15 protein-coding genes are annotated in these 17,387 nt (G+C 73.4%); 10 read left to right on the forward strand and 5 right to left on the reverse strand.

Annotated elements, in window-relative coordinates; all coding sequences use genetic code 11:
• The 9 genes from ASC64_RS19730 (at nucleotide 1) to ASC64_RS19770 (ending at nucleotide 7,824) form a co-directional block, all read left to right on the forward strand.
• Nucleotides 1-963: a flagellar motor switch protein FliM gene (locus ASC64_RS19730; protein WP_056909270.1), complete on the forward strand. Its 963-nt coding sequence runs from the start codon at nucleotides 1-3 to the stop codon at nucleotides 961-963.
• Entirely contained in the window at nucleotides 960-1,718 is a 759-nt protein-coding gene (gene fliN, locus ASC64_RS19735; RefSeq protein WP_056909271.1) for a flagellar motor switch protein FliN, read from the forward strand. Before ASC64_RS19730 ends, fliN begins: the two co-directional genes overlap by 4 nt.
• A 1-nt stretch (nucleotide 1,719) precedes the next feature.
• A complete protein-coding gene (locus tag ASC64_RS19740; RefSeq protein WP_056909272.1) occupies nucleotides 1,720-2,364 on the forward strand; it encodes a FliO/MopB family protein in 645 nt (214 codons plus the stop codon).
• The gene (gene fliP, locus ASC64_RS19745) at nucleotides 2,361-3,248 is read left to right on the forward strand and encodes a flagellar type III secretion system pore protein FliP (protein ID WP_235563844.1); all 888 of its coding nucleotides are present in this window, start codon (nucleotides 2,361-2,363) and stop codon (nucleotides 3,246-3,248) included. Before ASC64_RS19740 ends, fliP begins: the two co-directional genes overlap by 4 nt.
• A 6-nt stretch (nucleotides 3,249-3,254) precedes the next feature.
• The gene (gene fliQ, locus ASC64_RS19750) at nucleotides 3,255-3,524 is read left to right on the forward strand and encodes a flagellar biosynthesis protein FliQ (protein ID WP_082550671.1); all 270 of its coding nucleotides are present in this window, start codon (nucleotides 3,255-3,257) and stop codon (nucleotides 3,522-3,524) included.
• A 4-nt stretch (nucleotides 3,525-3,528) separates the two neighbouring features.
• Entirely contained in the window at nucleotides 3,529-4,296 is a 768-nt protein-coding gene (locus ASC64_RS19755) for a flagellar biosynthetic protein FliR (protein ID WP_056909273.1), read from the forward strand.
• 6 nt (nucleotides 4,297-4,302) lie between these two features.
• Nucleotides 4,303-5,469 (forward strand): EscU/YscU/HrcU family type III secretion system export apparatus switch protein, encoded by a 1,167-nt coding sequence (locus ASC64_RS19760; protein ID WP_056909274.1) that lies wholly within the window; start codon nucleotides 4,303-4,305, stop codon nucleotides 5,467-5,469.
• 76 nt (nucleotides 5,470-5,545) lie between these two features.
• Entirely contained in the window at nucleotides 5,546-7,591 is a 2,046-nt protein-coding gene (locus tag ASC64_RS19765) for a flagellar biosynthesis protein FlhA (RefSeq protein WP_156385307.1), read from the forward strand.
• Nucleotides 7,588-7,824, forward strand: a complete 237-nt coding sequence (locus ASC64_RS19770; RefSeq protein ID WP_056909275.1) for a hypothetical protein — start codon at nucleotides 7,588-7,590, stop codon at nucleotides 7,822-7,824. Before ASC64_RS19765 ends, ASC64_RS19770 begins: the two co-directional genes overlap by 4 nt.
• A 13-nt stretch (nucleotides 7,825-7,837) precedes the next feature.
• On the opposite strand, the gene ASC64_RS19775 is transcribed toward ASC64_RS19770, so the two are convergent.
• A complete protein-coding gene (locus tag ASC64_RS19775; protein WP_056909276.1) occupies nucleotides 7,838-8,542 on the reverse strand; it encodes a 4a-hydroxytetrahydrobiopterin dehydratase in 705 nt (234 codons plus the stop codon).
• 34 nt (nucleotides 8,543-8,576) lie between these two features.
• Nucleotides 8,577-10,124: a sensor histidine kinase gene (locus ASC64_RS23040; RefSeq protein WP_156385308.1), complete on the reverse strand. Its 1,548-nt coding sequence runs from the start codon at nucleotides 10,122-10,124 to the stop codon at nucleotides 8,577-8,579.
• Nucleotides 10,125-10,212: 88 nt separating this feature from the next.
• Between ASC64_RS23040 and ASC64_RS19785 the strand changes: the two genes are divergently transcribed.
• The gene (locus tag ASC64_RS19785; protein WP_056909278.1) at nucleotides 10,213-11,529 is read left to right on the forward strand and encodes an MFS transporter; all 1,317 of its coding nucleotides are present in this window, start codon (nucleotides 10,213-10,215) and stop codon (nucleotides 11,527-11,529) included.
• Between the two features lie 5 nt (nucleotides 11,530-11,534).
• Here ASC64_RS19785 and ASC64_RS19790 read toward each other — a convergent pair whose 3' ends face one another.
• From ASC64_RS19790 to ASC64_RS19800, 3 genes are all read right to left on the reverse strand, one after another.
• The gene (locus ASC64_RS19790; protein WP_056909279.1) at nucleotides 11,535-12,143 is read right to left on the reverse strand and encodes an ACT domain-containing protein; all 609 of its coding nucleotides are present in this window, start codon (nucleotides 12,141-12,143) and stop codon (nucleotides 11,535-11,537) included.
• A 64-nt stretch (nucleotides 12,144-12,207) separates the two neighbouring features.
• Nucleotides 12,208-13,965 carry an exodeoxyribonuclease V subunit alpha gene (gene recD / locus ASC64_RS19795; protein WP_056909280.1) on the reverse strand — a complete coding sequence of 586 codons (1,758 nt, stop codon included), beginning with the start codon at nucleotides 13,963-13,965 and terminating at the stop codon, nucleotides 12,208-12,210.
• A complete protein-coding gene (locus ASC64_RS19800) occupies nucleotides 13,962-17,387 on the reverse strand; it encodes a UvrD-helicase domain-containing protein (RefSeq protein ID WP_235563845.1) in 3,426 nt (1,141 codons plus the stop codon). The genes recD and ASC64_RS19800 overlap by 4 nt, the downstream gene beginning before the upstream one ends.

Here is a 17,387-nt window from a genome sequence, read left to right on the forward strand (position 1 = left end):
GTGACGGCCCTGCAGACCCCCCGCTCACCCGCGCACACCGGTGCCCGGGCGCGCCGGCGCGCCCGCAGCGGGGCGGCCCCGACGGCGTACGACTTCCGCCGCCCCATCCAGCTCTCCCGCGAGCACACCCGCCTGCTCCAGATGAGCTTCGACGGGTTCGCCCGCCAGATGGCGACGGTCTTCACGACCGCGCTGCGGACCGTGTGCACGGCCCAGCTGCGCGGCGTCGTGCAGCAGACCTACGCCGAGCACGTCGACTCGCTCGACCCGATGACGTACGCCGTCAAGGTGACCACCGAGCCGCTGCCCGGCGTCTCCCTGCTCGACCTCCCGCTCCCTGTCGTGATGAGCGCGATCGACCAGATGCTCGGAGGCCCGGGCTCCGACAACCAGCCCATGCGTCCGCTGACCGACATCGAGAGCGCCGTCGTGCGCGGTGTCCTCACCCGGCTGCTGGGCGAGCTGGCCTACAGCGTCGCCAGCGTCGTCCAGATCAACCCGTCCATCCTGGGCTTCGAGTACAACCCGCAGCTGGCCCAGGCGGCCTCTCCGGGCGACGCCGTGGTCGTGGCGAGCTTCGACCTCACGCTCAAGGAGCGCACGCACCGCATCACCCTCTGCATGCCCTTCGCCGGCCTGCACCCGGTCCTGGCCAAGGCGGCGGCCCCGGCCCCGGTCTCGGAGCACGAGCGCCAGCAGCGCAGCCGGGCCGCCGAGCTCGTCGACCGCCGCTTCCAGGACGTCCCCGTCGATGCCGTGGTGCGCTTCCGCCCCACGCGCCTGGGCCCCGACGCCCTCACCCACCTGGCCGTCGGCGACGTGGTGCGCCTCGCGCACCGCGCCGCCGACCCGCTCGACGTCGTCGTCGGTGAGGCCACCTTCGCCCAGGCCACCGCCGGCAGCCACGGGGCCCGACTGGCCGCGCTGGTCGTCGGCACCGCCAGTACCAAGGAGAACGCATGACCACCACGCCCGACCTCACCCGCGCCGACCTCCACACGAGCGTCGTCTCGGCCGCGGCTGCCGCCGCCGAGGTGCTGCCCGCGCCGAGCCCGCTCGAGGCCGGCACGCCGATGTCCGGTGACGACTGGGCCGGCACCGGTCTGGCCGGTGCCGTCGTCGCCGAGCTCCACCTCCCGGGTGCGCCGCGCATCGCCGTGCTGGTCGGCCCGGACCTGGTCGAGGCACTCGCCGCCAGCCCGCTCGGTGGCCTCGACCTCGCTGCGGCCACACAGCCCGCGCTCGAGGCGGCCGCAGCTGCGTTCGGAACCGGCTGCGGGGCGGCGCGCGAGGTGGCGGTCGAGCTCGTCGGCTCCGACCTCGGCACGCCGTTCACCGCCGTGCCCCTCCTCGGCGGCGGCCTCACGGCCGGTGCCCTCCTCGTCTCCGACGCGGCGGCGACCGCGGCCGCCTCGGTGCGTGCCGCCGTGCAGCCCGAGCCTGTCGTGGCGCCGTCGGTCCGACTCCCGCAGCGCGGCATCGAGATGCTGCACGGCGTCGACATGGAGGTGACGGTCGAGCTCGGCCGCACGACCATGACGGTGCGCGACCTGCTCGCCCTGTCCCCGGGGGAGGTGCTCGAGCTCGACCGGGCCGCCGGCAGCCCGGCCGACCTCCTGGTCAACGGCCGGCTCATCGCCCGCGGCGAGGTCGTCGTGGTCGACGAGGACTTCGGCCTGCGCGTCACCGAGATCATCGACGAGAGCGCAGCGGGCTGACGTGCTCGAGCTCACGGTGCGACTGATCGCCTCGCTGGCGGTCGTCGTAGGTCTCATGCTGCTCCTCGCCCGCCTGGTCGGGAAGCGGTACGGCGCGCGCGCCGGCGCTCCGGTGCAGGTGCTGCACCGCCAGCAGCTGTCGCGCAGCGCCTCGGTCTCGGTCATCACGGTCGGCAGCCGCGTGCTCGTCATCGGCTCCACCGACCACCAGGTCTCGCTGCTCACCGAGCTCGACCCCGAGGAGCTGGCGGACGCCGAGCTCGACGGTGCGGTGGACCTCGACCTGACCCAGGCCGTCCCTGTCGAGCCGGCGGCGCCCGACCTCGACACCACCGCGGCGCCGACGCGTGCCCGGATCGCGAGCCTGGCCTCGCTGTCGTCCCTCTCCGCCCTGGCCTCCCTCGCGCAGCGCGGCGCCCAGCGCGGCACGCACCGGGCTGTCGCACCGCGCGACGAGGTCGCCGCGATCGTCCAGCCCGTCCCGCCCGTCGAGCCCGTCGAGGTGGTCGAGGTGGTCCGGCCGGTGCGCCGTCCCATGTCCGGCACGCGCGCTCCGTCGACCGACGCCGGCGCGCTCGCCGGGTCCGTCCTCTCGCCGCAGACCTGGCGCCAGGCCATCGCAGCCGCGACGGGCAAGGCGTCGTGACCGCGCGCTCTCGGGTCGCGCGTCACCTCGCTGCCGTCCTGGCCGCCGTCTTCGGCGCCGCCGCCGTCCTGCTCGGCCTGAGCGCCACCACGGCCGCCGCCGCGCCAACGGCCCCGTCCTCCGTCGCCGTGCACGCAGGCGTCTCCCCGGCGCTGCCGATGGCCCCGGATGGTCCGGACGGACCGCGTGCCCCGAAGGGACCGAAGGGTCCCGGTGGCGACAGCTCGGTGACGATCGACCTCGGCGGCATCACCGACAAGCCCAGCACGCCGGTCACGGTGATCCTCGCGCTGTCGCTGCTGTCCCTCCTGCCCGCGATCCTGCTGACCTGCACCAGCTTCACCAAGGTGCTGATCGTGCTCGGCCTCACCCGCAACGCGCTGGGCCTCCAGCAGATCCCGCCCAACCAGGTGCTCGCCGGTCTCGCGCTGTTCCTCTCGCTCTTCATCATGGCGCCGGTGCTGACCGAGATGAACGACACCGGCATCCAGCCCTACCTCGACGGCGACAAGACCGCCTCCGTGGCGTACGACGACGGCGTCGAGCCGCTCCGCGACTTCATGCTCGACCAGACCGGCGACGACGAGCTGCGACTGCTGACCAACGTCGCCGGCCGCAAGCTGCCGGAGAACCGCGACGAGGTGTCCATGGCGACGCTGGTGCCGTCGTTCGTGCTGAGCGAGCTCAAGCAGGCGTTCATCATCGGCTTCATCATCTTCATTCCCTTCCTCGTCATCGACATCGTCATCAGCGGCGCGCTCATGGCGCTCGGCATGATGATGATGCCGCCGGTGATGGTGTCGCTGCCCTTCAAGCTGCTGCTCTTCGTCCTCGTCGACGGATGGGGCCTGGTCATCACATCCGTCGTCTCGAGCTACCAGTAGGCCACCGTGACCGACACCACCGTCATCAACATCGCCCTCCAGACCATGGTGGTCGCGCTGAAGCTCTCGGCGCCGATCCTGGTCACCTCGCTCGTCATCGGCTTCACGATCTCCCTCTTCCAGTCGATGACGCAGATCCAGGAGTTCACGCTTGCCTTCGTGCCCAAGCTCGTCGGGGTCGGGGTCGCGCTGCTGATCTCCGGCGGCTGGATGCTCCAGACCCTCGTCGACTTCACCCAGGACCTCTTCGCGATGGTCCCCACGCTGCTGGGTTGACCACGTGACCCTGACCGTGGCGGGCGAGCCGCTGCTCGCCTACCTCCTGGCGTCGGTGCGCATCATCGCCTGGCTCGCCCTCGTCCCGCCCTTCGCGGGCCGCTCGGTGCCGACCATGGCCAAGGTGGTGCTGTCCCTCGGCCTCGCCTTCGCCGTCGTGCCGAACGTGGACGGTGGCAGCATCCCGACGAGCACGGGCAGCCTCCTGGTCACCGCCGTCACGCAGGTGGTGGTCGGCGCAGCGCTGGGCCTGGTGACGTACGTCCTGCTGGCCGCGATCGCCACGGCCGGCTCGCTGATCGACACCTTCGGCGGCTTCCAGCTCGCGCAGGGCTTCGACCCGCTGTCGATGAACATGAACACCGTCTTCGGCAAGCTCCACCAGATGCTCGCGGTGATGATCCTCTTCGCCACCGGCGGGCACCTCCTGGTCCTCGGTGGCCTGCTGCGCACCTTCGACGTGCTGCCGCTCGGTGAGGCGCCGAAGATCGAGGGCGCCTCCCACGTGCTCGTCACCGCGTTCGGGATGTTCTTCGTGACCGCGGTCCAGATCGCGCTGCCGCTGATCGCGGTCCTCTTCGTGTCCGACCTCGCACTGGCGCTGCTGACCAAGGTCGCGCCGCACCTCAACGCGATCAACGTGATGTTCCCGGCGAAGATCGGTCTGACCCTGCTGCTGCTCGGGCTGTCCTTCCCGGTGCTGCCCGAGGCCGTCAGCCGACTGGTCGAGCTGGCCAACGAGGCGCAGTTCGCGCTCGTGAGCGGGGGGTGAGGGCGGGTGTCGGAGGAGAAGACCGAGAAGCCCACAGCCAAGAAGCGCAAGGAGTCGCGCAAGGAGGGACAGGTCCCGCGCACCCAGGAGCTGGGCGGCTGGGCGACCCTCCTGCTGGTCGGGATGGTCCTGCCGACCCTCCTCGGACGTGAGCTGACCGCGCTCGCCGAGCTGATGCGCGACTGCTTCAGCATGGACGGCCGCGTCGAGGTCGCCGACGCCACGACCCTCCTCGGCCGCGGCGCCCGGCACGTGATGATCACGCTGGTGACCCTCGGCACCGCGGTGATGATCGTGGGTGTGGCGGCCGCGCTCGCCCAGGGCGGCTTCTTCCTCGCCACCAAGTCCGTGAAGCCCTCGCTCAAGAAGCTCAACCCGATCCAGGGCTTCAAGCGCATCTTCGGCACCCAGGCGCTGTGGGAGGGCGCCAAGATGCTGCTCAAGAGCGCCGTCGTCGGCTTCGTCGCCTACGGCGCGGTCTCGGCGATCATGCCGCTCATCGGTGGGTTGGTCCCGATCGCCGCGGTGCTCGAGGTGGTGCGCGACGAGGTGATGTCCCTGGTGCGGAGCGTGGCCGTCGCGGGCCTCGTGATGGCGGTGGCCGACTACATGATGGTCCGCAAGCGGATGGGCAAGCAGACCCGGATGAGCAAGCACGAGGTCAAGCAGGAGAACAAGCAGTCTGAGGGTGACCCGCTCCTCAAGGGCGCGATCCGCTCGCGCCAGCTCGCGGCCTCGCGCAACCGCATGATGGCCGATGTGCCCACTGCCGACGTCGTGCTGGTCAACCCGACCCACGTCGCCGTCGCGCTGAAGTACGACGCCGAGCGCGGCGCGCCGCGGGTCGTCGCCCGGGGTGCCGGCGTGGTCGCCCAGCGGATCCGCGAGGAGGCGGCCGAGCACGGCGTACCCCTCGTCCGCGACATCCCGCTCGCCCGCGCCCTGCACCGGTCCACGGTGGTCGGGCAGGAGATCCCCGCCGAGCTGTACGCCGCCGTGGCGCAGGTGCTGGCGTTCGTCATCTCCCGCCGCTCGACCGGCGCCCGGGGCGGCGAGCACCTCACCCCGCGACAAGCGGCCGACCTGCCCGCGGTCCCCGTCGCCGGGCGCCGCCGGCGCTCGATCGAGCCGGCCGCCACGAACTCCTCAGGAGCACCCCCCGCCGGCCGATGAGGGCTGTGGTGCCAGGACGGCGCCGCCCCCGTGCCATGGAAGGCGCGCCCCTCGGCGACCTCCCGAAAGGCACCTCGTGGCCCCGAAGCGACTGCTCCAGCTGGGCGTACCAGCCGGCATCGTGATGATCATCGTGATGCTCGTCGTGCCGCTGCCTGCGGTCGTCCTCGACATGCTGATCGCCTTCAACATCACCGCCGCGCTGCTCGCGCTGCTGGTCGCGATGTTCGTGCACAAGCCGCTGGAGTTCGCGGCCTTCCCGGCGGTCGTGCTCGTGCTGACGCTCTTCCGCCTGGCGCTCAACGTCAGCGCCACCCGGCTGGTGCTGCTCGACGGCTACGCCGGCAAGGTGATCGACACCTTCGGCCACTTCGTCGTCGGTGGCTCGCTCATCGTCGGCCTCATCGTCTTCGCCATCTTGCTGGTCATCCAGTTCGTGGTGATCACCAAGGGCGCCGAGCGCGTCGCCGAGGTCGGCGCGCGCTTCACCCTCGACGCGATGCCCGGAAAGCAGATGGCCATCGACGCCGACCTCAACTCCGGCCTCATCGACGAGGACGAGGCCCGGCGCCGGCGCCACGAGGTGCACGCCGAGGCCGACTTCTACGGCTCGATGGACGGTGCCTCGAAGTTCGTCAAGGGCGACGCGATCGCGGCCATCATCATCACGATGGTCAACCTGCTCGGCGGCTTCGCCGTCGGCATGGCCCAGCGGGGCATGTCCTTCGGCGACGCGATCACGACCTACAGCCTGCTGTCGGTCGGTGACGGCCTGGTCTCCCAGATCCCCGCGCTGTTGCTCTCGACCGCGACCGGCCTGATCGTCACCCGCAACACCGGCGACTCCGACATGGGCTCGGACATCCTGCGCCAGCTCACCAGCAACAAGGTGCCGCTCCAGATCGCCGGTTTCGGCGCCCTCTTCCTCTGCCTGATCCCGGGCCTGCCCAAGCTTCCGTTCGTCACCGCCGGCGGCATCATGCTGCTGGCCTCGAGCCGGGTGCCGAAGCCCGGCGCCGAGGGCGCGGAGCTGCTCCCGGAGCAGGCGCTGGCACCGGCGCCGGACACCCCGGAGCTCCTCGCCGCGGAGATCCAGGTGGACCCGCTCGGCCTCGAGCTCTCCCCGGACATCATCGACCTCGTCGACACCGCCAGCGGCGGTGACCTGCTCGACCGGGTCAAGGCGCTGCGCCGCAAGATCGCCGGCGAGCTCGGCATCATCGTGCCGCCGGTCCGCACCCGCGACAGCATCGACCTGCCCTCGGGCACCTACGCCATCCGGCTGTTCGGCATCGAGGTCGCGCGCGGCGAGGCGCCCCGCGGCACGGTCCTCGCCATCGGCGACAACCTCGGCACGATGCCCGGTCAGCCGACGCGCGAGCCCGTCTTCGGGCTGGAGGCGTCGTGGATCCCGGCCGAGCTGCGCGTCCAGGCCGAGCTCAGCGGCGCGACGGTCGTCGACCGTTCCTCGGTCATCACCACCCACCTCGCCGAGGTGGTCGGCCAGCACGCCGCCCGGCTGCTCGGCCGTGAGGACGTCAAGACCCTCACCGAGCTCATCCGTCGCAGCCACCCGGTCGTCGTCGAGGAGCTCACCCCCGCCCAGCTCAGCCTCGGCGAGGTGCAGCGCGTCCTGCAGGGGATGCTGGTCGAGGGCGTGGCCGTGCGCGACCTGGTCCGCATCTTCGAGGCGCTGTCGCTCAAGGCACAGACCACCAAGGACCCCGACACCCTCGTCGAGGCGGCCCGCGCCGCCCTCGGCCCCGCGATCGTGGCCCCGCACCTGACGGAGGGCGTCGTGCACGTCATCAGCTTCGACCCGATGCTCGAGCAGCGGATGCTCGAGGCCGTACGACCGGGGGAGCAGGGGGCCGTGGTCGCCCTCGACCCGCTCGTCGGCCAGAGCGTGCTGGGTGAGCTCTCCGACCTCCGCACGGCAGGCGAGGAGCAGGGCCTGCGGCCCGTCGTCGTCTGTGCGCCGCAGCTGCGCGCCGCCGTGCGCCGCATGGTGGCGCCGGTGCTGCAGACCACCGCGGTGCTCTCCTACACCGAGCTCGTCGGCGCGAACCAGGTCAGGTCCGTCGGCACCGTCTCCGGCGATCGCCTGGCGGTGATGGCATGAAGCCCGTCTCCGGGACGATGCTCCTCGTCGCCGCGCTCCTCACCTCGCCGGCGCTCGCCGGAGCCGTCATGGGGGCGGTTCCCGTCGACGTCGCGCTCGCGCGCTACCTGGTGGTCGCCGGCCTGTGCTGGGTGCTGCTCACGGTCGCAGCCGAGTGGCTGTGGTCGGAGCCGCAGGCGCGGGCCGCGGAGGTGGCACCCCCGAGCGGCGACGGCGGCCCCGACGGTTCCTGAGCGGGGCCCGGCGTCAGCCGAGTCCTGCGGCGGCGGCGTCGATGCAGATGACGCCGGTGTTGCCGTCCTGGTCCGCGAGCACGGTGAGGCCGGGTGCCTGGCTGTCGTCGGCGACGGTCCCGCCCGCCGCGACGGCCGCGGCGATCCGCTGCTCGCGCACCTCGGGTGCGACGTAGACCTCGACGTGGAACCGCTGCGTCGCGTCGGCGGCCGCCTCGTCGTCGAACCACAGGTTCGGCACCCGTCCGGTGGCGTCGCGGACCTCGTCGCCCGGTGACCCGAGGCCCTGGGATGCGGCGTCGCCGGTCAGCAGCGCGGCCCACACCGGGGCGACGGTCGCGGAGCTGGTGGTGTCGAGGCCCAGCTCGACCTCGCTGACCGCCGCCGGGTCGGCGACCAGCCCCAGGTCCGCGGCGAGGTCGGTGATCCGGCGGGCGAGGTCGACGTCCTGCTGGGTCACCCACTCCACGACGTGCTCGGTGCCGTCGTCGGCGCGGTAGATCGCCTCGGCGGTCACCAGCTCAAGGTCGACGTGCCGGTCACCGATGGCGGCCCGCGGGTGGTGGCCGACCTCGTCGCCGGCCTCGCCCACTGCGGCCACGAAGCGCGCCCCCGCAGCGAAGCCGTCGGTGACGTAGCGGGCGTGCAGGCCCTGGGCCAGCTTTCTCCAGTCGGTGAGCCCGGCCTCGGCGATCTGGGCGCTGCGCAGCATGTCCATGCCTGGCGACCCTAGCCCCACCGGGCTGCCCCGATCAGCGATCGAGCGGCACGCGCCACTGCAGCACGGTCCCGCGCCCGGCGCTCTGGACCTCGAGGTCGCCGCCCAGCGCGGCCGCGCGCGTGCGGAGGTTGCGCAGCCCGCTGCTCGGCACGTCGGAGCCGGCCATGCCGCGGCCGTCGTCGGTGACCCACAGCGTGAACCAGCCGTCCTCCACCGCGACGTCGACCTCCACCCGGCCGGCTCCGGCGTGGCGTGCGCAGTTGGACAGCGCCTCGCGCAGCACCACCGTCGCCTGGTCGGCGAGCTCGGCGGGGACCAGGGAGTCGACCGGTCCCCACGACCGCACGGCGGGCAGGAAGCCCAGCACCGGCTCGTACTCCCGCGCGAGCGCCAGCACGTCGCCGCGCAGCGACGCGGACCGTCCGCGCTCCAGCTCGAAGACGGTGCCGCGGATGTCGCGGATGGAGTCGCCGATCTCGCGGACGGCCTCGTCGCCGTGGCCGCCGGTGTCCTCACCGCTGCGGATCCCGGCCCGCAGCTTCAGCGCGGTCGCGTAGAGGCGCTGGATCACCCCGTCGTGCAGGTCCCTGGCGATCCGGTCGCGGTCGGCGGCCAGCACGGCGTGCTGGCGGTCGTGCTGGAGCACCGCGTGGTCGAGGACGAGGGAGCAGTGCCGCACGAAGGCGCCGAGGAGCTCGCGGTCGTCGGCGGACGGACCGCGGTGGGTGCCGTCGAGCAGCATCACGACCACCCCGTGGAAGGCGTGCTCGGGGTCGAGGGGGACACCCCACACCGTGAGCTCGCGGTGGCGGACGACGAACCCCTCGCCGTCCTGCTGGGCGGCCAGGACGCGGTCGGTGACCGCACCCAGGGTGCGGGCGAGCACCCCGTCGGTCACGCCGGCACCCGCGGAGACGTCGACGCGGTCGGGGTCGGTCGCGACCTGGACGACGACCGCTGTCCGGGCCCCGGACATCCGCAGCGCGCCCTCGGCGAGGCGGGTGAGCGGGTCGGAGAGCAGGAAGGGCGGCCGGATCGACCGGTCGACCGCGGCGGCGAGCTCGAGGGACTCGCGCCGCCGCTCGCTGAGCGTGTAGCTGAGGGCGTTGCGCACGGCCACGCCGGTGACCCGGCCCAGGGCCGCGATGCTCTCCACGTCGTCGTCGTCGAAGAAGCCGTCCGGCGGAGCGAGGAGGAGCAGGTCGGCGTAGAGCCGCTCGCCCACCACGACCGGCACCCGCAGCACCTCGCGGCCGGTGGCCCGGTCGCCCAGGCGGGACACGTCCTGCTCCGGGCGGGCGCCCGGTCCACCCCGCAGGCCGGAGGCGCCCAGCCGTTCTCGGAGCGCGGCCGCCTCGGCCGCGTCCATGCCACGCACCGACAGGATCCGGGAGGACGGCTCCTCGGCGTCGGTCCCGCCCGGCGCGGGCTCGTCGACGAGGGTCAGCACCAGCCCTTGGGCGCGCGTGCGCTCCGCGGCGATCGCGGTGGCGCGCTCCAGGACGCTGTCGACGTCGAGCACGGAGACGATGTCGAGCAGGTCCCAGCGCCGCACGGCGGGATCGCCCGAGAACATCATTGCGTCATTAGAACAGCCGGGTCGGGGTGGGGCAGGCGGACCCTGATTTTCCTCGCGCGCCCCCGGCCCGCGGCCCCACAATGACGCCGTGACCAGCCAGGCTGCGGCCCGCTCCGCGTTCGACGAGCCCGTCGAGACGCCCCCGGCCCGCTGGGTCGCCGCGCTCGTGCTGCTCAACCTCGGCGTGATGGCGGGCTGGTTCGGCCCGATCCAGGTGCTCCTGGCCCAGCAGGCGGACCGGATCGCGGCAGCGGAGCCGGGAGGCATGAGCAAGGAGCTGCTCCTGGCCGTCGTGCTCTTCACCGGTGCGACGGTCTCGATGTTCGCCAACCCCGTGTGGGGCGCCTTCTCGGACCGTACGACGTCCCGGCTGGGGCGGAGGGTCCCGTGGGTGCTCGGCGGCGTCGTCCTCGGCGCCGCGTCGCTGCTGCTGCTCTCGGTCGCCGAGGGCCCGGTGCTCATGGTCCTCGCGTGGAGCCTGGTGCAGCTGGCCCTCAACGCCGCCTGGGCCGGTGGCGTCGCCGCGGTGCCCGACCAGGTGCCGGTCGAGAGGCGCGGGCTGATCGGCGGCCTGGTCGCGATCGCCGGCACGGTCGGGGTGCTCGTGGGCATCAAGATCGCCGAGCTGACCGGCTCGATCGCCCAGGGCTACCTGGTGATCGCGCTGGTGATGCTGGCGCTGTCGGTGCCCTACCTCGCCGGCTCGCGCGACGTACCCCTCCCGGACGACCACGTGCTCGAGCCGCTCGACTGGAGGACGCTGCTCCGCTCGCTGTGGGTCTCGCCGCGCGAGCACCCCGATTTCGCGTGGGCGTGGCTGACCCGGCTGCTGGTCAACCTCGGCAACTGGATCGCGCTGAACTACCTCTACTACTTCCTCACCGACGGCCTCGGCTACGGCGACGACGACGCCACCGCCAGGCTCGGCCTGCTCGTGCTGGTCTACGGCGTGGCGACCGTCGCGACCACGGTGCTCGTGGGGCACTGGAGCGACCGGGTCGGGCGTCGGAAGGTCTTCGTGATCTGGTCGGGGGTGCTGATCGGCGCGAGCTCGCTGGTCCTCGGCCTGTGGCAGGCCTGGCCCGGAGCGCTGCTCGCGGCGGTCGTCCTCGGCGCCGGCTTCGGCGTCTACCAGGCCGTCGACTTCGCCCTGATCACCCAGGTGCTGCCCGGCGCCGTCGACCGGGCCAAGGACCTCGGCGTCATCAACATCGCGGCCGCCCTCCCGCAGGTGCTCGCCCCGGCGATCGCCGGCCTGATCCTGGTCGTCGTCCGCGAGCTCGGCGGGTCGGTCGCCACCCACGGCGATGCCTGGTCGTTGGGCTACGGGGTGGTCTACGTCGTCGGCTTCGCCTTCTGCGTGCTCGGCTCGGTGTTCGTCACCCGGATCCGGTCGGTGCGCTGAGCCGGTCAGTTGCGGCTGATCGTCATCGCCAGGCCGAGCAGGTGCTGGAGCCGGGCGAGCTCGGAGTCGAGGAACTCCGGTCCGCCGCGACGGCCCATCAGGACGACGTCGTCGTCGCCGAAGGGGGCGGCGCACTCGACGTAGGTGTCGTCCCCGGGCAGCCGGACCGGGACCGGCACGTCGCGGGCGACGAACTCGTCCGGGGCGGCGTCGGTGCGGTGCACGACCTCGAAGCCGTCGCTCGTCGACCGGACCCGCGCCGCCCAGTCGACACGGAAGGCGATCGGCAGCAGGTCGACCAGGCGGTCGCGCGCCGTGGACGGGTCCTCGGTGAGCGCCTCGACGACCTCGAGGTCGAGGAACAGGTTGCCGCCCGCGGCGTAGCGGTTGATCCACAGCACGGTCACCCCGTCGAGCACGCTGCACGCGGAGACCACCGAGTCGGGCATGGTGCCGGGGGCCATCTCGAGGAGCACGTCGTCGACGGCGAAGCCGTCGCGCTTCTCCACGATCTCGATCGCGTCGATGTCGCCACCGGCCTCACCGATCGCGCCCGCGACGCGACCGAGCGACCCCGGGACATCGGGGAGCTCGACGCGCATCAGGTAGGGCATGCGTCGAGGTTAACGGGAGTCTGTGTCCGTGGCGTTTCAGCCGCGCGTCCGTGGGACGTGGTGCTCACGGGGCGGCCGCGAGGCGTACGGCGAGCCCGCTGGCGCGCTGGGCCCGTCGACCGATGGCGGCCCGGATCGCCGCCTCTGACCCCACCACCCGCACACGCGAGCGTGCCCGCGTGACGGCTGTGTAGAACAGCTCGCGCGAGAGCAGGCGGGAGTCCTCGTCGGGCAGCAGCACCGTGACGACGTCGGCCTGGGAGCCCTGCGACTTGTGGATCGTCATCGCGTGCATGGTCTCCACGTCGCCGAGCCGCGACGGCGCCAGGTCGCGGGGTCCGTCGCTGGCCGCGATCACCGCCCGCGGGCCCTCGGGCGTCCGGACCACGACGCCGCTGTCGCCGTTGTAGACGCCGAGCTGGTGGTCGTTGGCGGTGACCAGCAGGGGGCGGCCGATGTAGGCGCGCTCGTGGAGCGGGTCGCCCGTCTCGGCCGTCAGCCAGTGCTCGATGCGCCGGTTCCAGTGGCGTACGCCGTAGGGGCCGTCGCGGTGCGCGCACAGGAGCCGGTGGCGGTCCAGCGCGGCCAGCGCGCCGGCGACGTCGCCCCGCTCGGCGGCGTCGCGGACGGCGAGGGCGGCGGTGAGCGCGGTGGTCCGGATGCGCGGGGCCGGGTCGGCCTCGTCGACCCACTCGACCGCGTCGTGCCCGGCCGACAGCACCGCCACCGCCTCATCGGCGTCGCCGGTGCGCAGCGCCTCCGCCAGGGCGCGGATCTGCTCGCCGAACCGGTGGGTGGTGCGCAGCCCGGCGACCGGGGAGTCGGCCCTGCCCTGGAAGCCGCGGACCACGTCGCTCAGCACCGCGCCGGCCTCGACCGACGACAGCTGGTGCGGGTCGCCCACCAGCACCAGCCGGGCGTCGGGGCGGACCGCCTCGAGCAGCCGGGCCATGTGGGTGAGCGAGACCATCGAGGACTCGTCGACCACGACGACGTCGTGCGGGAGCCGGTTGCCGCGGTGGTGGCGGAAGCGCGTGGAGTTGCCCGGGTCGGGTCGCAGCAACCGGTGGAGGGTCGACGCGGTCACGCCCGCCAACCGCGCCCGGTCGGGCTCGTCGAACGCCTCGGCCTCCTGGTGCACCGCCTGCTGGAGCCGCGCGGCCGCCTTGCCGGTCGGCGCGGCCAGCGCGATGCGCAGCCCGTCGGGGTGCTGGTCGAGCAGGCCGACCAGGAGGCTGGCGACCGCGGTCGTCTTGCCGGTGCCTGGGCCGCCGGTGAGCACGGTCGTCCACTGGCCCGCGGCCGCGAGGCACGCCGCCACCTGCTCGTCGTAGGACGTCCCGGGACGGGCCTGCTGCATGGCCGCCACCAGGCGCGCCATCGACGCGGCCATCAGCCCAGCGTCGTGGTCGGGCGACGTCGCCGCCCGCGACAGCAGGTCGTCGACGACCTGCGTCTCCTGCTCGTGGTAGCGGTCGAGGTAGAGCAGGTCGTTGTCCCAGCGCACCAGGCCCATCTCGACGAGCGGGCTGTCGGCGACCGCGCGCGTCCAGGCGCCCTGGTCGGGCCACGGCAGGCCGGGCGGGTCGGCGACGGTGGTCAGGTCGAGAGCCACCGAGCCACCACGGACCGCGCGCACTGCCAGCGCGACGGCGAGCAGCACCTGCTCGTCGGTCTCCCGGCCGAGCCGACCCAGTGCGGAGGCGACGTGGACGTCGGCGCTCGTGAGCACGCCGGCGGCGTTGAAGTGGGCCAGCAGCCCGGTCGCCCCGAGCGCGAGGCGGGCGTCGGTCGCGTCGACGGGCTCGAAGAGATCAGTCATCGGCGTGCTCCGTCCAGCAGGTCGGACAGCGCGGTGACCAGGGCCACCGGCGGCTGCCACGAGAACACCCCGCAGGGCTGGCCGTCGACGATCGGCGTCGCCGGCCCGCACATGCCGCGGAGGTAGAGGTAGAGCACGCCGCCGAGGTGCTCCGCAGGGTCGTAGTCGGGCAGCCGCCAGCGGAGGTAGCGGTGCAGGACCACGGTGTAGAGGAGGGCCTGGAGCGGGTAGTCGGAGTGCCCCATCGCCTCGTCGAGGACGGCGGGGCGGTAGTCCCACGCGGTGGCTGGTGCGGCCCGGTCGCCGAGCCAGTTGGTCTTGTAGTCGATGGTGAGGAAACGGGTGCGGCCGTCGACCGGCACCCGGACCACCACGTCGATCGAGCCGGTGAGGTAGCCGAGCAGCCGCTGTCCGGCCAGGGCCGGGTCGCCCGCGAGCGTGTCGGCGAACGCCAGCAGCGGGTCGCCCGCCGGGAGGTGCGCGCGCAGCAGCGGCCCGAGGTCGCCGAGGACGACCTGGGCGGCGGACGCGGCCGGGGCGGCCGAGGTGTGGTCGCGCGCAGCGAGGTCGCCCCCCGCGAGCGGCACCTCGAAGTCGAGCTCGCGGAGCCGGTCGGGCACGTGGATGTCGCGCAGCGTGAGGCCGCCGGCCAGGGGGCCGAGCGGGGAGTCGCACACCGCGACGAGCGCGTCGGCGAGCACCTCGGCGTCGACCTCGACCGCCCACCACGCTCGGTGCTCCTCGATCTGGGCGAGCAGCTCGGCGCGCAGGTCGGTCGCCGCGGGGTCGGCGTGCTCGAGGACCTCGTGGACCAGCGACCCGAACTCGGCGCCCACGGGCAGGTCGGCCATCGGTGACGCGACCGCGGTCAGCGCCAGGTCGGCCTCGGGGGCGGGCACCTCGTCGCCGAGGTCCTCGAGGTCAGCCTCGTCGAGGTCGGGGACGTCGTCGGGCTCGGACAGGACCCGGTCGGGTGCTCCCGCGTGGGGTGCCCCGGCCGATGCCAGCGCGGAGTACGACGTGCGGCGCCAGTCGGTGTCGACGTCGCGGTCGAACGACCGGACCGACAGCGGCGGTAGCGGGCGGTCGATCGGGGAGGTGTCGACGGCGCCGGGCATGGCGAGCTCGGGCTGCGGGCCGCCCGCCGCCTTCCAGCGGCCGAGGATCTCCACGACCTCGTCGTCGCCGAGCACGGGCTGCTCGTCGTTGACGACCGCGTGGCCGGGTGCGCGGCCGAAGAGCATCCGGTGCAGTGGCGCACTGGCGGTGTTGTTGGCGGTGGGGCAGTACCAGGCGACCACCTGCGACTGCGCCCGCGTGAGGGCGACGTAGAGGAGGCGCAGGGACTCGCCGGCGTCCTCGTGACGGCTCCGGGTCACGGCCGCGTCGCGCCAGCGGCTCGGGCCGCCGACGTCGCGGCACCGCTCGCCGTCGGCGTCGTGGAAGAGCGGCACGTCCTCGTCGCGCACCCAGCGGTCCCACAGGGTGGGGAGGTAGACGATGGGGTACTCGAGGCCCTTGCTGCCGTGGATCGTCACGAGCTGCACGGCGGCGGCGTCGGAGTCGAGGCGCCGGGTGCGCTCGGAGGCGACCTCGAGCTTGTCGTCGACCACCTGCGCGCGCAGCCAGCCCAGCAACCCGACGACGCCGAGGCGCTCGTCGACGGTGACCTTGTGCAGCGCCTCGCCGATGTGGCGCAGGTCGGTGAGCGTGCGCTCGCCGCCGACCCGGCCGAGCACCCGCGCGACCAGCCCGTCGAGCACCGCGCACTCCATCACGGCCGCGACGCCGCGGGCGGCGAACACGTCGGCGAGGCGGCGTACGTGCTCGCTGAGCGCGTCCGTCGGGTCGGGCTCGGCCTGGAGCTCCTCGGCGGTGCGGCCGAAGAAGTCGGTCAGCGCCGCGGCCCGCACCCTGTCGGCCCGGTGGGGTTGCTCGAGAGCCTCCAGCAGGCTCAGCCACTGGGTGGCGGCGGCCGTCTTGAAGACCGACCCGCCGGCGTTGAGCACGGCAGGGACGCCGACGGCGGCCAGTGCCTCCTGGGCCGCGAGCAGGTCGGCCCGACGGGCGGCCAGCACCGCCACGTCCTTCGGCTCGACGGGACGAGTGACAGGACGAGCTTCACCCGAGGAGGCACCGGCGTCGACGGTCGCGCCGCTGGTCAGCAGACGCTTGACGTCGGCGGCGAGGTCGGTGAGCACGTGCTGGCGCCAGTCGCCGATGCGGGGCCGGGTGCGGCCGAGCTCCTGGTGGCGCACCACGCGGAGCCGGAACGGCGGGCCGGCGCCCTCGAGGCGGGAGGTCGGATGGTGTGCCGTCACGGGGTGCACCGCGATCCGCTCGTCGCCGAGCGCCGCGCCCTCCACCAGCACGTGGAGCGAGTCGAGCAGCGGCTGGTCGGCGCGCCAGTTGACGCCGAGCGTCTGCCGGGTCGTCGCCTGCTCGGCGGCGTCGAGGTAGGTCACGATGTCCCCACCGCGGAAGGCGTAGATGGCCTGCTTGGGGTCGCCGATCAGCACGAGCGTGGAGACGCCGTGGAAGGCACGCTCGAAGACCTGCCACTGGACCGGGTCGGTGTCCTGGAACTCGTCGATCAGGGCGACCTTCCAGCGGTTGCGCATCCGGGCCCGGGCGGGGGAGTCCTCCGGCCCGAGCGCGTCGGCCAGCTGGCCGAGGAGGTCGTCGTAGGAGAGCACGCCGAGGCGCCGCTTGCGGCGGTCGATCTCGTCGAGCACCCCGCACGCGAAGCGCACCCGCGCCGCCGCCGCGCCGTCGGGGTCGTCGGTGAGCGCCTCCTGCGGGGCGACACGGGCCCGCGGGTCGTCGACGACGGCGCGAGCGATGGTGAGCGCCTCCTCGCGGCTCCACGGCGCCCGCTGCTGGCGGGCGAAGAGCTGGAGGTAGTGGTCGTCGCTGACCTCGGTGGTGAGCTGCTCGAGGTCCTCCACGAGCACGGCGCCGGTGTCGGTGTCGCCGGCGACGCCGAGGCTGCGGAGCACGAGCTGGCAGAACTGGTGGATGGTCGCGATCGTCGCGGCGTCGAAGGAGGTCAGGGCCCGGGTGAGGCGACCGAGACGGACCGCGCGCTCCGCCTCGTCGGCGTCGAGCAGCCAGTCGTGCAGCCGGTTGGCGGGGTCGGCGGTGGCCGGGTCGGCGAGCACCGCCGCCGCGTCGTCGAGCTGGCGGCGCACCCGGTCGCGCAGCTCCTGGCTGGCCGCACGGGTGAACGTGACGACCAGCATCTCCTCGAGCGTCGCCACGCCCTCGACGAGGTAGCGGGTGACGAGCGCGGCGATGGTCCACGTCTTGCCGGTGCCGGCGCTCGCCTCGAGGAGGGTCGTGCCGGTCGGGAGGTCGCCGCAGATGTCGAAGGTGTCCATCAGAGCGGGCATGACGGGGGGCTGGGTGGTGGGCTCGGTCAT

The organism is Nocardioides sp. Root122, from assembly GCF_001425025.1.
Classification (GTDB): Bacteria; Actinomycetota; Actinomycetes; order Propionibacteriales; family Nocardioidaceae; genus Nocardioides.